The organism is Streptomyces sp. NPDC048504, assembly GCF_043200035.1.
Lineage (GTDB): Bacteria > Actinomycetota > Actinomycetes > Streptomycetales > Streptomycetaceae > Streptomyces.
Genome location: NZ_JBICXA010000007.1, coordinates 129985 through 150054 on the forward strand (window position 1 = coordinate 129985; position 20070 = coordinate 150054).

The window sequence follows — 20070 nt, forward strand, 5'->3', positions numbered from 1 at the left end:
GGGGCCCGCGACAGTGCGGCTACTGGCTCATTGCTGCGGCGGTTGACTCACTGCGGCTGGTGGCTCATGTGGCTGTTGTTTAACTCACGAGTAACTATCGAGCAGTGATCAGAGTAAGCCGCGACCGGCCGGTGCGTAAGGGGCGGTGGACGGTCACTTCGAACAGAGCCATGACCACTTCGTACAGAGCCAAGACTCAGGGCCCGCGGCGCCTGAGCGCAACGGGCCCTGTGAATCGTCTGGCTATCGTCCGGAATTTCGGTGTACGGGCCCGCTACTTCTTGCCCTTGGCGCCGCCACCGCTGTCGTCGCTGGACAGCACCGCGATGAAGGCCTCCTGGGGAACCTCCACGGAACCCACCATCTTCATCCGCTTCTTGCCCTCCTTCTGCTTCTCCAGCAGCTTCCGCTTACGGGAGATGTCACCGCCGTAGCACTTCGCGAGGACGTCCTTGCGGATGGCGCGGATGGTCTCGCGGGCGATGACCCGGGAGCCGATGGCGGCCTGGATGGGCACCTCGAAGGCCTGCCGCGGGATGAGTTCCCGCAGCTTGGCGACGAGCCGTACGCCGTACGCGTACGCCGCGTCCTTGTGCGTGATCGCCGAGAAGGCGTCCACCTTGTCGCCGTGCAGCAGGATGTCCACCTTGACCAGGCTGGACGTCACCTCGCCGGTGGGCTCGTAGTCGAGCGAGGCGTAGCCGCGGGTCTTGGACTTCAGCTGGTCGAAGAAGTCGAAGACGATCTCCGCGAGGGGGAGCGTGTAGCGGATCTCGACGCGGTCCTCGGAGAGGTAGTCCATGCCGAGCAGGGTGCCGCGCCGGGTCTGGCACAGCTCCATGATCGCGCCGATGAACTCCGACGGCGCGAGGATCGTCGCCCGGACGACGGGCTCGTAGACCTTGTCGATCTTCCCCTCGGGGAACTCGCTCGGGTTGGTGACGACGTGCTCGCTGCCGTCCTCCATCTCGACCCGGTACACCACGTTCGGCGCGGTCGCGATGAGGTCGAGCCCGAACTCGCGCTCCAGCCGCTCCCGGATCACGTCCAGGTGCAGCAGCCCGAGGAAGCCGACGCGGAAGCCGAAGCCCAGCGCGGCCGAGGTCTCCGGCTCGTAGACGAGCGCGGCGTCGTTGAGCTGGAGCTTGTCGAGGGCCTCGCGCAGCTCCGGGTAGTCGGAACCGTCCAGCGGATACAGACCCGAGAAGACCATCGGCTTCGGGTCCTTGTAACCGCCGAGCGCCTCGGTCGCGCCCTTGTGCAGGGTGGTGATCGTGTCACCGACCTTGGACTGGCGGACGTCCTTCACGCCGGTGATCAGATAGCCGACCTCGCCGACCCCGAGCCCGTCCGCGCCGAGCATCTCCGGCGAGTTCGTCCCGATCTCCAGCAGCTCGTGCGTGGCGTTCGTGGACATCATCCGGATCTTCTCGCGCTTGGTGAGCTGTCCGTCGATGACCCTGATGTACGTCACGACACCGCGGTAGGAGTCGTAGACCGAGTCGAAGATCATCGCGCGGGCGGGCGCGTCCGCGTTCCCGACGGGCGCCGGGATCTCCTTGACGACCTTGTTCAGCAGCGCGTCGACACCGATACCGGTCTTCGCGGACACCCGCAGCACGTCGTCGGGCTCGCACCCGACGAGGTTGGCCAGCTCCTCGGCGAACTTCTCGGGCTGCGCGGCCGGCAGGTCGATCTTGTTCAGTACGGGGATGATCGTGAGGTCGTTCTCCATCGCCAGGTAGAGGTTGGCGAGGGTCTGGGCCTCGATGCCCTGGGCGGCGTCCACGAGCAGCACGGTGCCCTCGCAGGCGGCGAGCGACCGTGAGACCTCGTACGTGAAGTCGACGTGTCCCGGGGTGTCGATCATGTTGAGGATGTGGGTACTGCCCTGGTCGTCCCCGAGAGTCGGGGCCCACGGCAGACGCACGGCCTGGGACTTGATCGTGATGCCACGCTCGCGCTCGATGTCCATGCGGTCGAGGTACTGAGCACGCATCTGCCGCTGGTCGACCACTCCGGTCAGCTGGAGCATCCGGTCGGCGAGCGTGGACTTGCCATGGTCGATGTGCGCGATGATGCAGAAATTGCGGATCAGCGCCGGGTCGGTACGGCTCGGCTCGGGCACATGGCTGGGGATCGCGGGCACGCAGGGTCCTGATTCTTGAGGCGTCCGCAGTCTCTGCGGTCTCGGGTCGGATCGATACGTAGGCTCCATCGTCCCACGCGTGGGAGGTGCGGTCCGGTTTGGGCCGGTGCGGGTGGGTAACCATGGGCGTTTTCGCGGGTCGGTTCGGTGGCGGGTTCGGGGGCTCAGGGGCTTCTCGGGGAGTGGGAGGGAGTGGTCAGGTATGTCTGGGGCTGCTCTGGGACTCGGGGAACGGTTCAGGTAGGCCTGGGACTGGTCGGGAGTCGGGTCAGGGGCCTGGCCTGGGCCGACGGACGAAGGGTGCGGTCCGGTTCGGGACGGTGCGAGAGGTTCGCCGGAGGCCCCTCGGGGTCCGGCCGGATGCCTCTCGGGGACCGGTTTGGGTGGGCCGGTGGGCGGCTGGTAACCTGGGTGGCTGTGCCTCGTCCCTGACCGGAATCCCCGCTCGGTGCGAGACACACCCCAAGAAAAATCATCGGCCCGGGACCCGTGCGGCCCCGTGCCAGAACCTGCAAAGGCTCATTCGTGGCGAACATCAAGTCCCAGATCAAGCGGATCAAGACCAACGAGAAGGCTCGGCTGCGCAACAAGGCCGTCAAGTCCTCCCTGAAGACCGCGATCCGCAAGGCCCGCGAAGCCGCTGCCGCGGGTGACGTCGAGAAGGCCACCGAGTACCAGCGCGCTGCCGCGCGTCAGCTCGACAAGGCCGTCGCGAAGGGCGTCATCCACAAGAACCAGGCCGCCAACAAGAAGTCGGCGCTTGCTTCCAAGGTCACCGCGCTCCAGGGCTGATCCTCCGCACTTGCCTCGGCCCGCGCTCGCGCGGACCGGGCCAGTAGCAATCCACCGTGAGGACAACGTCGAGCCCTCTACCTCGATTCACGGACAGACATCGTGGTCGCCACGCCACGTACAGTGCCCCCGGACCCACTTCGGGGGCATTGCTGTTTCCCGGGGCTCTTGCGCCACTTGGGAGTCGAGGCGGAGCCGGGGTCAGGCCTGACCCCGGGACCGGGCCGCCCGGGCGATCGTGACGACCGCCTTCTCCAACGCGTACTCCGGATCGTCCCCACCGCCCTTCACTCCCGCGTCCGCCTCGGCCACCGCCCGCAGCGCGACGGAGACCGCGTCCGGTGTCCACCCCCGCATCTGCTGCCGTACCCGGTCGATCTTCCACGGCGGCATCCCCAGCTCACGCGCCAGATCCGCCGGCCGTCCCCCGCGCGCGGACGACAGCTTCCCGATCGCCCGCACCCCCTGCGCCAGCGCACTGGTGATCAGCACCGGCGCCACCCCGGTGGACAGCGACCACCGCAACGCCTCCAGCGCCTCCGCCGCCCGCCCCTCCACGGCCCGGTCCGCGACCGTGAAGCTCGACGCCTCGGCCCGCCCCGTGTAGTACCGCCCGACGACCGCCTCGTCGATGGGCCCCTCGATGTCGGCGACCAACTGGGAGACGGCGGACGCCAGTTCGCGCAGATCACTGCCGAGGGAGTCGACCAGCGCCTGGCAGGCCTCCGGCGTGGCCGATCTCCCGGTCGCCCGGAACTCACCCCGCACGAACGCCAGCCGGTCCGCCGGCTTCGTCATCTTCGGGCAGGCCACCTCCCGCGCCCCGGCCTTGCGCGCGGCATCGAGCAGCCCTTTGCCCTTGACCCCGCCGGCGTGCAACAGCACCAGCGTGATCTCCTCGGCGGGCGCACCGAGATACGCCTTCACGTCCTTGACCGTGTCCGCGGACAGATCCTGCGCATTGCGTACGACCACGACCTTGCGCTCCGCGAAGAGCGACGGGCTGGTCAACTCGGCGAGCGTGCCGGGCTGCAGCTGGTCGGAAGTCAGGTCACGTACGTCCGTGTCGGCGTCGGAGGCCCGAGCAGCGGCCACCACCTCCCGCACGGCACGGTCGAGCAGGAGGTCCTCCTGGCCCACGGCAAGCGTCACCGGGGCGAGAGGGTCGTCATTCGCAGTCTTCCTGGCCATCTCGTAAAGCATCGCACGCGCCACTGACAACGAGTCCCGCGTGCCGGGTCGGGCGGGGTGCCGGAGCCTCGCGTCGGCACCGGTCCGGGTGCCGGGTGGGGCGCGCGGCGTGCGGTGTGGGCAGGGCGCGGAAGTACGGGGGTGCGAGTCCGACAGCGGCTTCGGCCACTGCTACGGCTCCTCGCGCCAGCCGTCCCACTCCCCCGCGAACGCGTCCAGCTCCGCGGGGTCGAGCCGCCCGTCCTCATCCCGCAGGACGAGCAGCCACTGCGCGTCCTCGGCGTCGTCCTCACCGGCCAGCGCGTCCCGCACCAGCCGCGGCTCCTCGTCGAGCGCGAACCGCTCCCCGAGCACCTCCGCCGCCTCCTGAGCCGCGTCACGGTCGGGCAGCACCAGCACATGTCTCACATCGCTCACGGGGACATTTTCCGGTACGGCAGCAGGCTCACGCGAACTCACCCCGGGCCCGTCCGGGGTCGGGCGGGCCTACGCGGGTTCACGCACCGTCGGCACCACCCCCAGCTCGATCCCGAACCGCTCCCGGTACACCGCCAACACCTCCTCGTCCGTGGTCAGTTCACGTACGTCCCGCGTCCCGTCCGCACCCGTGACCGTCAGACCTCGGCCGCTGAGCGTGACCCGCCCACCGTCGTCCGTGAGCCGTGAGCAGACCAGTGACCGAGTGAAATGCGACGCGGGCGAGGTGCTGTGCCACCACGCTCCGGCCACGAAGTCACCGAGCACCCGGGGCCGCACCTCCAGGCGGTACTCGGGCCGTCCGTTCCGCACCACGTCCAGGTCGGTCGCCTCCCCCGCACCCGCTCCGGACGCCCCGGCCGCATCCGGTTCCGACGCGACGACCCTGAACGTGCCGCCGGGATCCTTCTGTTCACCCCGCTCCTCGAAGGCCAGCGGGTAGTGGCTGTGCGTCCCGAAGCCCACGTCGGCCAGCCACGTGCCCCCGTCCACCGTCCGCACCCGGAGTGCGAGATGGTCGTACGGAATCCCCGTCCGCCCCTCGTCCCCGTACACCCGCGCCGCGAGCAGCGCGACGTCGAAGCCCAGCGCGGTGAGCAACGCGCCGAACAGTCCGTTCAGTTCGTAGCAGAACCCGCCCCTGCCCGCGCCCACCACCTTGTCCAGCAGCCGGTTCTCCTCCAGCACGATCTCCTCTCCCAGATGGATCGACAGATTCTCGAACGGCACGGTCTGCAGATGGCGCAGATGCAGCTCGCGGAGGACGTCGACGGTGGGCGACGCCGGGCGCTGGACTCCCAGCCGGCGGAGACAGGCATCAACCTGTGCGGGATTCATGCCCTCAGTCTCGCGCCACCCGCAGCCCGTCTCCTTCCCCGCTCACCGCCAGCGCCCCGTCCACATCCGTCCGCAGGACCACCGCGCCCATGGCCCGCAGCGCCGCGACCGTGCTGGGGGCGGGGTGTCCATAGGTGTTGTTCTCTCCGCAAGAGATCAACGCCAGCCGCGGGGCCACCCTGCGTATCAGGTCCGGATCTTGGTAGGCCGAGCCATGATGGGCGACTTTGAGTACGTCCACGCCTCCCAGCAACGCGGCCGCCGGTGATCTCAACAGCTCCTGCTGGGCCGGGGGTTCGAGGTCCCCGAGCAACAGCAGTCGCAGGCCGGCCGTCCGTACCAGCAGGGCGACGCTCGCGTCGTTCGGCCCGTCCGGGTCCGGCGCCGGGTGCGGTGGGGGCCACAGCACCTGCCAGGACAGCGGACCGGTGCGGCGCTGCTCCCCGGCTACCGCCCGGATGATCGGGATGTGCCCTTCCGCCGCCGCCCTCCGTACGGACTCGACCTGGTCCGCGGGCTCTTCGAAGGACGTCGTCTCGATCGCGCCCACCGAGCGGCCCCGCAGCACCCCGGGCAGCCCCGCGACGTGATCGGCGTGGAAGTGGGTCAGTACGACGAGCGGGATCCTGGTGATGCCGAGCGTGCGCAGACACTGGTCGACCAGCTTCGGATCGGGCCCGGCGTCCACGACCACACCGGTGCCCTTGCCCGCCGCGAGCACCGTCGCGTCACCCTGACCGACATCGCACATGGCGAATCTCCAACCCGGCGGCGGCCACCCCGTGATCACCCGGGTCAGCGGCGCCGGTGCCATCACGATCAGCAGCAGCGACAACCCGCAGACGCCGCACAACCAGGGGTGCTTCAACAGCCGCCGCCCGACCAGCACGAGGGCCGCGACGGCGAGCGCGAGCAGCAGCGCCCCGGTCCAACTGCCCGGCCAGTCCACTCCCCCGCCGGGCAGCGCCGCGCCGGTCCGGGCGACGTCCGCGATCCACCCGGCGGGCCAACTCGCGCCCCAGGCAAGGACCTTGGCCACCGGCATCGCCACTGGTGCCGTCGCCAGCGCCGCGAAGCCCAGCACCGTGGCCGGTGCGACGGCGATCTCCGCGAGCAGATTGCACGGCACCGCCACCAGACTGACCCGCGCCGACAGCACGGCCACGACCGGCGCGCACAACGCCTGAGCGGCGGCAGCGGCGGCCAGTGCCTCGGCCAGCCGCGGCGGAACCCGGTGCCGACGCAGCGTCTCGTACCACCGCGGCGCGAGCGTGAGCAGGGCACCGGTGGCCAGCACGGAGAGCAGAAAGCCGTAACTCCGGGCCAGCCACGGGTCGTAGAGCACCAGCAGCAGTACGGCCGTCGCCAGTGCCGGGATCAGTGATCTGCGGCGCCCGGTCGCCAGGGCTAGCAGCGCGACGGCACCGCAGGCCGCGGCCCGCAGCACGCTCGGGTCGGGGCGGCACACGACGACGAACCCGAGCGTGAGCACCCCGCCGAGCAGTGCGGTCGCCCGGAGGGAGATGCCCAACCGCGGTGCCAGACCCCGGCGTTCGATGTGCTGGGCGAGACCGGGTGGTCCGATGAGGAGGGCGAGCAGGATGGTGAGGTTGCTTCCGGAGACGGCCAGGGTGTGCGCGAGGTCCGTCTCCTTGAAGGCCTCGTCCAACTCGGGCGTGATCCGCGCGGTGTCCCCGACTACCAGCCCCGGCAGCAACGCCCGCGCGTCCGCCGGCAACCCGTCGGTGGCCTCGCGCAGCCCGGCCCGCAACCGCCCCGCGAACCGCTGCGCTCCGGACGGCTCCCCCACCACTTCCGGCACCGGCTGGTTCCGCACCCGCAGCACGGCCGCGACCCGGTCCCCGCCCGTCAGCGAGGGCGCCAACCGCGCGGTCACCTTCACCCGCGTCGACGGAAGCAGCCCGAGCCAGGGCGAACGCTCCGGCCCGCCACGGGAACCCCCTGTCCCGCCCTCGCCCTTGGAGGACGAGCCCGGGTCCACGATCAGCAGCACCGGCGCCCGCGTCTCCACGACCGCCCCGTCCATCTCCTCGACCCGCCGCACCTCGGCGTCGATCAGCACGGAGACCGGAGCCGCGTGATCCCCGCTGATCCGGGGCCGGGTCAACCGTGGATCGGAACCGACCTCCACCTCCGCGGTCACCATCGCGTATTGCTCCGCCAACTCGGGCACCGGCCCGCGCCGCAGATCCGCCCCGTGCAGCCCGGCGGAGGCGGCGGCCGCGGCGATGGAGAGGAGCAGGGCGGCGATCGAGACCCGGGGCCATGCGGCCTGCCGCCACGAAGGCGCGGGGTGAACTCCCTCCAGTGAAACGTCTTCCGGTAAGAGGCCGGCGTCCGGCTGTGACGGGGCGTGGCCGGCGTCTGCCCCTGCCCTGTCCCGTCGCCGCGTCACCAGCAGCACGAGCGCCACGGTCAGCGAGGCGACGGCGACTCCTGTGACCCAGCCCGGTGACGCGTCCAGCGCCAGTGCCGCCGTCGCCCAGGCCGCGAGCGCGGGCGGTACGAGTCGTAGGTCCGTCGGTCCTTCCTGTCGGGGGTGTGCGGCACCCCGCCGGCTTCCGGAGTCGGCGTGAACAGTCCGGCGGGCCGGCGAGGAGAGGTCGTCCTGTGCCGTGCGGCGAGGAGTCGTGGGCTCGGGCGGATCGTCGTGAACGCGGGTCATGGCTGGACCAGATCCCGCAGATCGGCGAAGCGGCGGTCTCCGATGCCGTTGACCTGACGCAGCTCGTCCACCGAGCGGAAACCGCCGTGCTCGGTGCGGTAGTCGATGATGTGCTGGGCCAGCACCGGGCCCACACCGGGCAGGGTGTTGAGCTGATCCGCAGTGGCCGTGCTGAGGGAGACCGGAGCCGTCGGTGCGGCTCCCGCGGCAGCGCCCGCCACCCCCGTGGTGTTCGCACCTCCAGCACCAGACGCCGCCGCGGGGGCCGGACCGCCGACGACGATCTGCTCCCCGTCCACGAGGAACCGAGCCCGGTTGAGCCCGTCGGTGTTCGTGCCCGGCCGCACCCCGCCCGCCGCCCGCAACGCATCGGTCACCCGTGAACCGGCCGGAAGCCGATGAACCCCGGGCTCCCGGACCTTGCCGCTGACGTCCACGACGATCTCGGTACCGGCCACACCCGAAGCACCCTGCGCTCCCACCGACGAGGCACGCGGTCCAGCCCCCTTCCCCGCAGCCGCACCCCCGCCACCGTCCCTGCCTCCACCCCCTGCTCCGAAGGGAGTTGCCGCCCCCACCACCTCCGGGGCACGCACGGGCTGCGTCCGGCCCACCCAGAAGTGCTGCACGGCGAAGACAGCGGCCACCACGAGCAGTACACCGAGCGCCACCACGTTCCGCCGCTCCAGCCCACACCGCGTCTGCACCCACACCGGCATCCGCTCCCGCAGAGCCGCCCCGGCCCGCTCCCGCCAAGCCCCGGCCACACGATCCCGCCCGATGCCGACCTCGCCGGTGCCGCTGAACTCCCCAGCCTCTCCAGCCACTTCGGCCCCGCCGGTGTACGAGAAGCCATCGGGCTCCAGGGCAACACCCACCGGTGAACCCACCCGGACCACCCGCTGCCCCGACCCCAACTCCGCCCCTGCCCTCGGCTCCGGCTCCCGCTCCGGAACAGCCCACGGCCCGGCATCAACAGGCGCCGGAAAACGAAGCCCCGCCGCCCTGACCACAGGCGGCACAGGCAGCACAGACGACTCCGACGGCACCGACGGAGCAGCCTGCCCCCTCGCCTCAGCCACCGGCAGAACAGGAGGCTCTACAGGCTCGCCCCCACTCCCACCGCCACCCGGCGGCCCATTCCCCAACTCCCCCCGCTCCCCGTCACGTTCGCCAAAGAGCAGTTCCGCCCGCCGCCGAAGCTCCTCCGCCGAAGCCTGACGATGTGCACGCCCCCGTGCGGGCGCGCGGCGATGCCGAGTTCGGCCGTCGGAGGACGGGGCGCGGCCCGGGCCGCTGGTCGCAGTCGCTGTGTGTGAGCGTGATCGAAGTGCCATGCGCCGAGGATCGGATATTCCGCGACTTCGCGATGATCTTGTTCAATTCCCGGGGACGACCGCCCAGTTGTGGATAACTCCATCACCCGAACGAGTGCCACCCGCCCAAGGAACCGTCCCGGCAAACCCCGTCACCGAGGCGAAACCACAGCCCCCAACAACCCAGGCCCGGTGTGCGCCCCGATCACCGCCCCGACCTCGCTCACATGCAGATCGGCCAGCCCCGGCACCCGCGCCCGCAACCGATCCGCGAGCGCCGACGCCCGCTCAGGCGCGGAGAGATGGTGAACGGCGATGTCGACCTGCGCGCTGCCCGCCCGGTCCGCCGCGAGCTCCTCAAGACGGGCGATCGCCTTCGACGCCGTCCGTACCTTCTCCAGGAGTTCGATGCGTCCGCCCTCCAGCTGGAGCAGCGGCTTCACGGCGAGGGCGGAGCCCAACAGGGCCTGTGCCGCGCCGATACGGCCGCCCCGGCGCAGATAGTCGAGGGTGTCGACGTAGAAGTAGGCGGAGGTGCCGGCGGCCCGCTTCTCCGCGGCCGTGACCGCCTCGTCCACCGTGCCGCCCGCCTCCGCCGTCTCGGCCGCGGCGAGGGCGCAGAAGCCTAGCGCCATCGCGACCATCCCGGTGTCCACGACCCGCACCGGCACCGGTGCCTCACGCGCGGCGACGACCGCCGCGTCGTAGGTGCCCGAGAGTTCGGCGGAGAGGTGGAGGGAGACGATGCCGGTGGCGCCGGACTCGGCGACCTTGCGGTAGGTCTCGGCGAAGAGCTGGGGGCTGGGGCGCGAGGTGGTGACCGGTCGGCGCTTCTGCAGGGCCTGGGCCAGGGAGCGGGTGGAGATCTCGGTGCCCTCTTCGAGCGCCCGGTCGCCGAGGACCACGGTCAGCGGCACCGCTGTGATGCCGTGGCGCTCCATCGTCAGCGGCGGCAGGTAGGCCGTTGAATCGGTGACGATCGCGACATGGCGGGACATGAGCTGGAGGTTACCTGCCGTAGCGGCCGGGCGGCAGCCCGACCCCTTTCACCTGGGCCGGAACCGGCCGGATCACCACACGTCGCACACGCACACCGTGCCGCGCGATCAAGTCGTGCTCTCGGGGCGGGCTTTCTTCTGCCAGGGGTAAGCGGGACGCCGTCCCGGCGGGGTGATGGCGGACGGAGCCGGTTCCCCGGCGGCGGGGCGGGAGCGCGGGGGCTCCGGCCAGGTCTGCTGGCCCGTCGTGGCGTCGGCGGGCGGGGCGTCCGGCCACGGGGGTGTCGTGTGCTCCGCCTTCGTCCAGTGGCGGAGGGCACCGGCCTCCATGTCTATCTGGGCGCTCAGCGTCTCCAGGTCGTCCTCCGCGAAGCGCCCGGCGCGGTCGCGGGCCGCCCAGCGCAGTGAGTCCGCCGACTTCGTGATGCGCTCGGTGCGCTCGCGCAGGGCGGGCAGCCGCTCGGCGAGTGTCCTGCGGTCCGGCTCGGACTCCAGGCGCCTGAGCTCGCCGTCGAGTTCACGGCCGTGGGCGCTGAGCCGCTGGAAGAGGCCCAGGGACTCCTTGAGCGACTCGTCCTCGGGCACGCCCGCGTGCAGCGCGTCCTGGGTCGCGCGCATCGATGTGCGCAGCGCCAGCCGGAGTTGGGCCACCTGACCCTGCGGGCCGGGCTGGGCGAAGGACTTGGCGCGCAGGGTGTGGTCCTCGACCGAGCGCCGGGCCTGCGCGACCGTGCGGTCGACGCCGCGCTTGGCCGCGCCGATCGCCTTGACCGCCGCGTAGCCGCCCGCGACCACGAACAGCAGGAAGAGAAGGGCGAAGACTGTGATCACGGCTTCCAACGCTCCTCCACCGGCTCCGGGCGGCACACGCCGCGCCGCTCTTCAACGGTAAACGCTACGGGCAGGTCCGGAGTTCCACAGGAACCCTGGACCTGCCCGTAGGGGACTACCCCGAGGCAGCCGCCCCGCCCCCGCGAAGAACTCGCCGAGGCTCTCGCCCCGACCCCGGCGAAGGGCTGCGCAGAACTACGCCGGAACGATGTTGACCAGCTTCGGCGCCCGCACGATGACCTTGCGGATGCCCGCGCCCTCCAGCGCGGCGACGACCTTCTCGTCGGCCAGCGCGACCTTCTCCAGCTCGGCGTCGGAGATCGTCGGGGAGACCTCCAGCCGGGCCTTGACCTTGCCCTTGATCTGCACGACGCAGGTCACGCTCTCGTCCACGACGTACGCCGGGTCGGCGACCGGGAAGTCCTGGTGGACGACCGTGTCGGTGCGGCCCAGCTTGCGCCACAGCTCCTCGGCGACGTGCGGGGCCAGCGGCGCGATCAGCAGCACCAGCGACTCGGCGACGGAACGAGGCACCGCGCCGCCCGCCTTCGTCAGCTGGTTGTTCAGCTCGGTGATCTTGGCGATGGCCGTGTTGAAGCGCAGCCCCTGCAGGTCCTGACGGACGCCGTCGATCGCCTTGTGCAGGGCACGCAGCGTGTCCTCGTCGGGCTCGGTGTCGACGACGGTGACCTCACCGGTCGTCTCGTCGACGACGTTGCGCCACAGCCGCTGCAGCAGCCGGTACTGGCCCACCACCGCGCGCGTGTCCCACGGCCGGGACACGTCCAGCGGGCCCATGGCCATCTCGTACAGGCGCAGGGTGTCGGCGCCGTACTCGTCGCAGATCTCGTCCGGAGTGACCGCGTTCTTCAGGGACTTACCCATCTTGCCGAGCAGCCGGGAGACCTTCTCGTCCTGGTAGTAGTAGGCGCCGTCGCGCTCCTCGACCTCGGCGGCCGGCACCGGGAAGCCGCGGCTGTCCCTGTAGACGTAGGCCTGGATCATGCCCTGGTTGAACAGCTTGTGGAACGGCTCCGGGGACGAGATGTGCCCCAGGTCGAACAGCACCTTGGACCAGAAGCGCGCGTACAGCAGGTGCAGTACGGCGTGCTCGGCGCCGCCGACGTACAGGTCGACGCCGCCGTGCGGCATGCCCGCGCGGGGGCCCATCCAGTACTGCTCGATGGCCGGGTCGACCAGCTTCTGGTCGTTGTGCGGGTCCAGGTAGCGCAGTTCGTACCAGCAGGAACCGGCCCAGTTCGGCATGGTGTTGGTCTCGCGGCGGTACTTCTGGGGGCCGCGGCCGTCGCCCAGGTCCAGGGTTACGGCGACCCAGTCCTCGTTGCGGGACAGGGGCGTCTCCGGGGACGTGTTCGCGTCGTCCGGGTCGAAGGTGCGCGGCGAGTAGTCCTCTACCTCCGGCAGTTCCAGGGGCAGCATCGACTCGGGCAGCGAGTGCGCGATGCCGTCCTCGTCGTAGACGATCGGGAAGGGCTCGCCCCAGTAGCGCTGGCGGCTGAACAGCCAGTCGCGCAGGCGGAAGTTGACGGTGCCCTCGCCGATGCCCTTGCGGGCCAGCCACTCCGTGATGCGGGCCTTGGCCTCGGCGACGGGCAGGCCGTCCAGGGAGATGTCGCCGTTCGAGGAGTTGATGATCTTCGCGTCGTACGACCCGAAGGCGTCCTCCCACGTGGACGTGTCCGTCCCGCGGCCGTCGGTCGGCTCGACGATGCAGGTGATCGGCAGCTCGAAGGCGCGCGCGAAGTCGAAGTCGCGCTGGTCGCCCGCCGGGACGGCCATGATCGCGCCGGTGCCGTAACCCATCAGTACGTAGTCGGCGATGAAGACCGGGATGCGCTCGCCGTTGACCGGGTTGGTCGCGAACGCGCCGGTGAAGACACCGGTCTTCTCCTTGGCGTCGGCCTGCCGCTCCACGTCGGACTTGGTGCCGGCCTGCGCGCGGTACGCGGCGACGGCCTCCACCGGGGTGGCGTGCCCCCCGGTCCACGCGTCGCGTGTGCCCTCGGGCCAGGTGTCCGGCGTGAACGTGTCGACCAGCGGGTGCTCGGGTGCCAGCACCATGTAGGTCGCGCCGAACAGGGTGTCGGGGCGGGTGGTGAAGACGGTGATGTTCTCGCCGTCCACGGGGAAGTCGACGCGGGCGCCCTCGGAGCGGCCGATCCAGTTGCGCTGCTGCAGCTTGATGGCCTCGGGCCAGTCCAGCTCCTCCAGGTCCGCCAGCAGCCGGTCGGCGTAGGCGGTGATGCGCATGTTCCACTGGCGCAGCTTGGCCTTGAAGACGGGGAAGTTGCCGCGCTCGGAGCGGCCGTCGGCGGTGACCTCCTCGTTGGCCAGCACGGTGCCCAGGCCGGGGCACCAGTTGACGGGCGCGTCGGAGGCGTACGCCAGGCGGAACTCGCCCAGGACGTCGGCGCGTTCGGTGGCACTCAGCTCGGGCCACGCGCGCGTGTGTCCCGGTACGGCACGCTCACCGCTCTCGAACTGGGCGATCAGCTCGGCGATCGGGCGGGCCTTGCCGGCCTCGTCGTCGTACCAGGAGTTGAAGATCTGCAGGAAGATCCACTGGGTCCACTTGTAGTACTCGGGGTCGATCGTGGCGAACGACCGGCGCTTGTCGTGGCCCAGGCCCAGCGCGCGCAGCTGGGACTTCATGTTGGTGATGGCGGCCAGGGTGGTGATCCTGGGGTGCTCGCCGGTCTGGACGGCGTGCTGCTCGGCGGGCAGGCCGAAGGCGTCGAAGCCCAGGGTGTGCAGCACGTTGTGGCCGGTCATCCGCTGGAACCGGGCGAACACATCGGTGGCGATGTAGCCCAGGGGGTGGCCGACGTGCAGGCCCGCACCGGAGGGGTACGGGAACATGTCCATGATGAACTTCTTGGGGCGGGCGGTCAGTTCGGGGTCGCCGGCCAGGTCACCGGTCGGGTTCGGCGCCTCGTAGGTGCCCTCGGCATCCCAGAAGTCCTGCCAGCGTGCTTCGATGTCCGCGGCCATCGCGGCCGTGTAGCGGTGCGGGGCGACCACCTCGGCGGCGGCAGCGGGGTTCGTCTCGCTCATGATCCTCAAAGCTCCATCGATCGTCTCTGCCAGCGGCTGCGACATTCAGGGTGTGACATCCACCAAATGAAAAATCCCCTCGCACAGGAGGGGACGCCGCGCTGATTCCGACCTCACCGTTCACCGGTGGTCGGGACTGATCAGCGCGGCTCGCTAAGCAGAAGGCGTACGGCACGCATGGCGTCAGAGTACCGCAGCCCTTGAGCACAACGCGACGCGCTTCCGTATCACCCTTGGCACCCTGTCCACACCGGCGTGGACTGACCCCGGTTCAAGGATTACCTTCGCGTACCACCCACTACGGGACATCACAGCAAGCGCATTGTCGTTTGATAACAACGCAATAACTCAAACCTCGTACCCACCGGTATGGAGCCACTTAGAGTTCGGCAGCGGGACCGCTTTCCCGATACTGCTCGGAGTTGCCCCCATGAACGCTCGTCGTAGTACCAGTTCGCTCCCCAAGCCGGGCCGCTCGGCCTATGGCGTGGTGAGCCTCGTCGTCCTGATCTTCATACCCGTGTTCGTGCTGGCCGGAGGCAGCCAGGTACAGGACTTCCTCAACTTCGGTGCGGGCGTTCTCTCGCTCGTCTCCCTGTCCTGCTCGGTGATCTGGGGGCTCGTCGCCCAGGACCGGGTCATCCTCAACATCCGCCAGCGGATCGTGGCGCAGGGCATCCACCGGGTGACCGCCGTCGGCTCGATCGCGTTCCTCGTGGTGCACATCACGGTCAAGCTGGCGCTCGACCACACCGTCCTGATCGCCGCGCTGATCCCCTTCAGCCTCGGCGTGAAGGGCAGCGCCGGGCTCATCGGCCTCGGCTCCCTGGGCGGCCTGCTCATGATCTTCGTGGGCATCACCGGCGCCCTGCGCAACCAGTTCGCGTCCCCCGCGCCGGTCGCCGCCCGCTGGCGCGCGATGCACATGCTGGCCTACCCGGCCTGGTGCGCGGCGCTGATCCACGGCCTGTTCGCGGGCCGCGCGGCGAAGCCCTTCTTCATGATCTCGTACGAGCTGTGCCTGGTCGGGGTCGCCGCGGCGCTCGCCCTGCGCTCGGCACCGCGCCCGTTCAAGCGGAAGTTCGCCGACAAGGTCGCCATGCTCCTGGGCAACGAGGAGCGGCCGGGTCTCGACGAACTGGACGCGAGCCGGGGCCGCGTCGGCGAGTCCACGCTGCCGGGCTTCGAGAGCCGGCGCCCGGCCGAGGGCCGCCGGGCCGAGCGGCAGCCCTCGTTCACCGAGACCGGGTCGGTGCCGCGCGTTGACCCCGCCGGCGCGTACGAGACGAGGTCCATGACCCCGGAGGCCGACACGAACAGTTTCGCGGCCGCCTACCGCACCGCCTCGCCGGAGTCCACCGGTCAGATGCCGTTCGTCACCGACCAGACCTCCCGCATGAACGTGCCGATGGACATGCAGAACACGCAGGCCGTCCCGCGCGCGGACAGCGGCGGCAGCACCTCCGGGAGCTGGCCGGTCCCGTCACCGCCGCCGGTCGGCGAGGCGCCTCCGTCGGCCTACGACCCGCTCCAGGACACCGGGTACAACATCCCTACGTACAACAACAATTCGGGCGCGGGCGGCTACGGGGAGGGATACGTGTACCCCACCGGTGAGTCGAACGGCACCTCCGGTACGTACAACCCCAATGACACGTACAACAGCGGTCCCGCCACTGATCAAACACCCAACGCTTCGTACGACTTCGACGCGCAGGGTGGCTCGGGCGAACCTTGGAACACGCCTTCCGGAGGCTATAGGTGAACGAGGCCCTGCCCGACGTCCCAGAAGTCCGCGTGGTCGGGCTTCCTCAGCTCACGTCAGGCTTCGACCTTGTCGAGAGACTCGACCTGCCCATGCACCTGAAGGTGCACGGGCCGCTCGAACCGATGGGCGGGGAGCAACTCGCGAAGCTCTCCGAGGCCATCAACCTGAAGGGCCGCGGCGGCGCGGGCTTCCCCTTCCACAAGAAGCTGCGCTCGGTCGCCGAAGCGGCGATCAAACGCGGCGTACGACCGGTCGTCGTCGTCAACGGCAGCGAGGACGAGCCGGCCTGCCGCAAGGACACGGTGCTCATCAACCGTGCCCCGCACCTCATCCTGGACGGCGCGCTGCTGGTCGCCGAGGCCCTGGGTGCCCGCACGCTCGTGGTGGGGGTCACCCGTGAGTCGACGCAGCGCTCCATGGAGGCCGCGCTCTCGGAACGCGGCCTGAGCAACACCCGCCGTTCGGCACTGAAGGCGTTCGTCCAGCGCAACCCGGTCCGCATGGTCACCGGCGCCGCCGCGTCGCTGATCCGCTCGATCGACGGCGGCCCGGCCATCCCGCCCGGCCGCAAGGTCAGCGCCTCCCAGAACGGCGTCGGCGGCGCCCCGACCCTGCTGTCGAACGCCGAGACGTTCGCCCAACTCGCCATCGCGGCCCGCATCGGCCCCGAGCGCTACGGCAACACCGGCCTCTACGACGAGCCCGGCACTGTCATGCTCACGGTCTCCGGAGCGGTCGCCCGCCCCATGGTGATCGAGGTCCCCACGGGCGTACCGCTGCGCTACGTCCTGCAGCTGGCCGGCGCCCCGCCGGTCCCCCAGGGTGTGCTGACGGGCGGTTACCACGGCAAGTGGATCGACGCGGCGACGGTCAACGAGGCGATCGTCTCCCGCAACTCCCTGGACGCGGTGGGCGGTGCGCTCGGCGCGGGCGCCATCATGCCCATCACCCAGGAGACCTGCCCCCTGGGCGAGTCACTGCGCGTGGCCCAGTGGCTGGCCGACGAGAGCGCGGGACAGTGCGGTCCCTGCTACCTCGGTCTGCCCGCCGCCGCGCGCGGCATGGAGGACATCCTCAACGGCGGCGGCCCGGCCGCCCTGGAGGCGCTCAAGCAGGTCGCCAAGGCCGTGAAGCGGCGCGGCGCGTGCTCGCACCCGGACGGCTCCGCGATGTTCCTGGAGTCGACCATCAAGGCGTTCACGGACGACCTCGCCGCCCACGTCCTCGGAAACGGCTGCGGAAGGCCCGTGGAGGGCGTTCTGCCGCTCTTCGAGGGCGGCCAGCTCCCCGCGGGCATCACGAGCGGCGCGGAGCCCGAGGACAACGGTCCCAGCCGTCAGAAGATCTACGTCGACTGGACGCTGTGCCGGGGCCACGGCCTGTGCGCGGACATCCTCCCCGAGGTCTTCGAACTCGGCGCGGACGGCTTCCCCACCGTCGCGCAGGCCCAGGTGCCGCGGTACGCGGAGGCGAAGGCGCTCCGCGCGGTGCGCCGTTGCCCGGCGCTCGCCCTGCGCCTGGAGGAGGAGACCGCGCGGGACAAGAGCCCGTCCCGGAACCTGCCGGTCCTGTCCCAGGGCCGCGGCCGGCGGGCCCTGGGCCGCTGAGCACACGAACAGCGGGCCGCCTTCTTAAGAAGAGGGCGGCCCGCTGTTCCGTGAACGGCGCCAACTCCCCCTGAACACACCGAAGGCGGGTCATCCCATCGGATGACCCGCCTTCGACTTCTGTGGAGCTAAGGAGAATTGAACTCCTGACCTCCTGCATGCCATGCAGGCGCTCTACCAACTGAGCTATAGCCCCGCGCGGTGCGCTACCGGGTCTCCCCGGCTGCGACGCAAACATTACCGGTGGACCCTCTGGACCACCAAATCGTTTCCGTCCCCGTCACCGTGACCGTGATCGCCGGGACCTCCTCGCGGGGTCCCGGCCGGGGTCAAGCGGTGACGAAGGAATAGAACCGTTTCAACGTGCAGTGCTCTTCCAGGAGTCGACCGTAGATCGGCTCGCCCTCAAGTTCGCGGTACGTCTCGATCGGATCGCCTTTTATGATCAGCGCCCGCGCGCACTCCTCGCACCAGTACTGGTAGTCGGGATTCACCGGTTCCATGTCACGGACGATCGGCGTCCCACTGCCGCACCAGTCGCACTTTCGCCTGTGTGCACCCATCGATCAGCTCCAGCTGTGGCCGCAGGCCGTGCACACGTAGGAAACTCCGCCGTTGTCACCAAGGACTTGGGCCACGTGGGCGGAACCGCAGGAAGGGCAGCTCAGGCGGGTGATCGTATCCCGTATCAACGCCGCATCGAAGAGGTGGTCGACCTCCTCGATGATGCTCGCAGGCATCGCTACTCCCTCCCGTCGGGCCGCGCCCCCTTCCGGCCGTTTGATTCTGCCACGGCCGGACCAATACGGTCAGCGACGCCTCAGTACCAGTCCGGACACGGCACCCACCGCGGCCGTCCCCGCCAGCGCGAACATGCACGCCAAAAGCGCCTCCGCAGAGGTATACGCCCCCGGGGCCCCAAGTGACTCAAGCCGGTTCAAGAACAGTGTGCCGAAAACCGCGACCCCGAGCAGCTGGCCCAGCTGCGCGACCGTGGAGAGCAGACCGCTGGCGTCCGCCGCGTCCTCGGGCCGCACGGTGGCCAGGGCCCGGGTCAGCGTCGGACTGAAGGCGAGCGCGAGCCCGGCCCCCACGCCGACGTACGCCACGTACAGTACGGCCCCGCCGCGGTCGCCGCCTTCGAACGCCAGCCCGACTCCCGCCACGGCCGGGATCGTGATCACGAAACCGAGCGGGGTCAGCGCCCGCTGCCAGGCCGCCGGCCACCTGCGCCAGGTCAGACCGACCGCCCCGAAGACGACCGCGGTCGGCGCGAAGGTGAGACCGGCGCGCAGCGCGCTGAAGCCGAGGCCGCCCTGGACGTGCAGGGTGAGCGCGAACAGGAAACCGGCGTTGACGGCCATCACGGCCAGGATCCGGAAGACGGCTAGACCCATGCCCGGGTGACGCAGCACACGCGGTGCGATCAGCGGGGCTCCCCCGCGCCGGGCGAGCCGGGACTCGTACACGCAGAACGCGGCGAAAAGCACCGCCGACACGATCAGCGACAGCCACGACCACAGCGGCCAGCCCTCCTCCTGCCCCAGCACCAGCGGCACCGTCAGCAGCGAGACCGCCGAGGCGAGCAGCACCAGCCCCGGGATGTCGAAGGCCCGCGCCCGCTCCGGCTCCGCCCCGCCGTCCCTCGGCAGCACGCGCCTGCCGAGGAACAGGAGTACGACGCCCACGGGCACGTTGACGAGGAACACCGGCCGCCAGCTCGTGCCGAACAGGTCGGCGCTGACGAGGACGCCGCCGACGATCTGCCCCGCCGCGGCGCCGACGGCAATGATCGCCGAGTACATGCCGAGCGCCCGCACCCGCGCCTCGCCGGTGAAGTTCCGCTGGATCAGGCTGAGCACCTGAGGGAGCATCAGCGCCGAGCCGGACCCTTGCACCAGGCGGAACACGATCAGCTCGGTCGAGCCCTGGGCCAGACCGCAGGCGAGCGACGCGGCGGTGAAGAGAGCGAGCCCGGTGAGATGGACCCGGGCGTGCCCGAGCCGGTCGCCGAGCCGGGCGCCGGTGATCAGCAGCACCGAGTACGTGATGGTGTAGCCGGCGATCACCAGCTGCAAGTCGGCGCCGGAGGCGTGGAGTTCGGTGCCGATGGTGGGGGCGGCGACGTTCACGATGAACACGTCGAGCAGCGCCATGAACAGGGCCGCGAGCAGTACGGCGAGCATCGGCCCGCGGCGATTGTCAGTGCCAGGGTCTTTACTGGTGGCAGGAGTTGGAACGGGTGCGGAATCCGGTTCCGTACGGGGTGTTGTCGTCATGCCGTCGAGCGTGGGGGCGCTCCGGTACGGGTGCCGAGAGCCCGCTGATGCTGGTACCGGCAGC

Annotated in this window: 15 protein-coding genes and 1 tRNA gene; 3 read left to right on the top strand and 13 right to left on the bottom strand. The window is 70.4% G+C overall.

The features are described 5' to 3' along the window. Nucleotides 1-274: 274 nt before the first annotated feature. A complete protein-coding gene (lepA, locus tag ACGFY9_RS18965) occupies nucleotides 275-2149 on the bottom strand; it encodes a translation elongation factor 4 (RefSeq protein WP_393755471.1) in 1875 nt (624 codons plus the stop codon). Nucleotides 2150-2674: 525 nt separating this feature from the next. Between lepA and rpsT the strand changes: the two genes are divergently transcribed. Beyond that, nucleotides 2675-2941, top strand: coding sequence for a 30S ribosomal protein S20 (gene rpsT / locus ACGFY9_RS18970; protein ID WP_019064182.1), 267 nt, complete (start codon nucleotides 2675-2677; stop codon nucleotides 2939-2941). A gap of 201 nt (nucleotides 2942-3142) precedes the next feature. Here rpsT and holA read toward each other — a convergent pair whose 3' ends face one another. The 8 genes from holA to leuS form a co-directional block, all read right to left on the bottom strand. Further along, nucleotides 3143-4132 (bottom strand): DNA polymerase III subunit delta, encoded by a 990-nt coding sequence (gene holA, locus ACGFY9_RS18975; RefSeq protein ID WP_393755473.1) that lies wholly within the window; start codon nucleotides 4130-4132, stop codon nucleotides 3143-3145. A gap of 171 nt (nucleotides 4133-4303) precedes the next feature. Further along, nucleotides 4304-4549 (bottom strand): hypothetical protein, encoded by a 246-nt coding sequence (locus tag ACGFY9_RS18980; RefSeq protein ID WP_033285933.1) that lies wholly within the window; start codon nucleotides 4547-4549, stop codon nucleotides 4304-4306. Between the two features lie 69 nt (nucleotides 4550-4618). After that, entirely contained in the window at nucleotides 4619-5446 is an 828-nt protein-coding gene (locus ACGFY9_RS18985; RefSeq protein ID WP_393755474.1) for an arylamine N-acetyltransferase, read from the bottom strand. 4 nt (nucleotides 5447-5450) lie between these two features. Further along, nucleotides 5451-8132: a ComEC/Rec2 family competence protein gene (locus tag ACGFY9_RS18990; protein ID WP_393755475.1), complete on the bottom strand. Its 2682-nt coding sequence runs from the start codon at nucleotides 8130-8132 to the stop codon at nucleotides 5451-5453. Continuing rightward, nucleotides 8129-9316 carry a helix-hairpin-helix domain-containing protein gene (locus ACGFY9_RS18995; RefSeq protein ID WP_393755951.1) on the bottom strand — a complete coding sequence of 396 codons (1188 nt, stop codon included), beginning with the start codon at nucleotides 9314-9316 and terminating at the stop codon, nucleotides 8129-8131. The genes ACGFY9_RS18990 and ACGFY9_RS18995 overlap by 4 nt, the downstream gene beginning before the upstream one ends. Before the next feature lie 284 nt (nucleotides 9317-9600). Then, nucleotides 9601-10446: a DegV family protein gene (locus tag ACGFY9_RS19000; RefSeq protein ID WP_266856636.1), complete on the bottom strand. Its 846-nt coding sequence runs from the start codon at nucleotides 10444-10446 to the stop codon at nucleotides 9601-9603. Between the two features lie 108 nt (nucleotides 10447-10554). Beyond that, complete coding sequence (locus ACGFY9_RS19005) at nucleotides 10555-11286, bottom strand: hypothetical protein (RefSeq protein WP_393755476.1); 732 nt, start codon at nucleotides 11284-11286, stop codon at nucleotides 10555-10557. A 186-nt stretch (nucleotides 11287-11472) separates the two neighbouring features. Then, a complete protein-coding gene (gene leuS, locus ACGFY9_RS19010) occupies nucleotides 11473-14352 on the bottom strand; it encodes a leucine--tRNA ligase (protein ID WP_393755478.1) in 2880 nt (959 codons plus the stop codon). A gap of 430 nt (nucleotides 14353-14782) precedes the next feature. Between leuS and ACGFY9_RS19015 the strand changes: the two genes are divergently transcribed. Continuing rightward, a complete protein-coding gene (locus ACGFY9_RS19015) occupies nucleotides 14783-16117 on the top strand; it encodes a cytochrome b/b6 domain-containing protein (RefSeq protein ID WP_393755479.1) in 1335 nt (444 codons plus the stop codon). Next, nucleotides 16114-17727, top strand: coding sequence for an NADH-ubiquinone oxidoreductase-F iron-sulfur binding region domain-containing protein (locus tag ACGFY9_RS19020; protein WP_393755480.1), 1614 nt, complete (start codon nucleotides 16114-16116; stop codon nucleotides 17725-17727). Before ACGFY9_RS19015 ends, ACGFY9_RS19020 begins: the two co-directional genes overlap by 4 nt. Before the next feature lie 123 nt (nucleotides 17728-17850). Here ACGFY9_RS19020 and ACGFY9_RS19025 read toward each other — a convergent pair. From ACGFY9_RS19025 to ACGFY9_RS19040, 4 genes are all read right to left on the bottom strand, one after another. After that, nucleotides 17851-17923: transfer RNA gene (locus tag ACGFY9_RS19025), tRNA-Ala, on the bottom strand. A 133-nt stretch (nucleotides 17924-18056) separates the two neighbouring features. Continuing rightward, the gene (locus ACGFY9_RS19030) at nucleotides 18057-18290 is read right to left on the bottom strand and encodes a hypothetical protein (RefSeq protein ID WP_003976229.1); all 234 of its coding nucleotides are present in this window, start codon (nucleotides 18288-18290) and stop codon (nucleotides 18057-18059) included. A gap of 3 nt (nucleotides 18291-18293) precedes the next feature. Further along, nucleotides 18294-18467, bottom strand: coding sequence for a hypothetical protein (locus tag ACGFY9_RS19035; RefSeq protein ID WP_019063265.1), 174 nt, complete (start codon nucleotides 18465-18467; stop codon nucleotides 18294-18296). A 69-nt stretch (nucleotides 18468-18536) separates the two neighbouring features. Further along, nucleotides 18537-19913: an MFS transporter gene (locus ACGFY9_RS19040; protein ID WP_393755482.1), complete on the bottom strand. Its 1377-nt coding sequence runs from the start codon at nucleotides 19911-19913 to the stop codon at nucleotides 18537-18539. Between the last annotated feature and the right edge of the window lie 157 nt (nucleotides 19914-20070).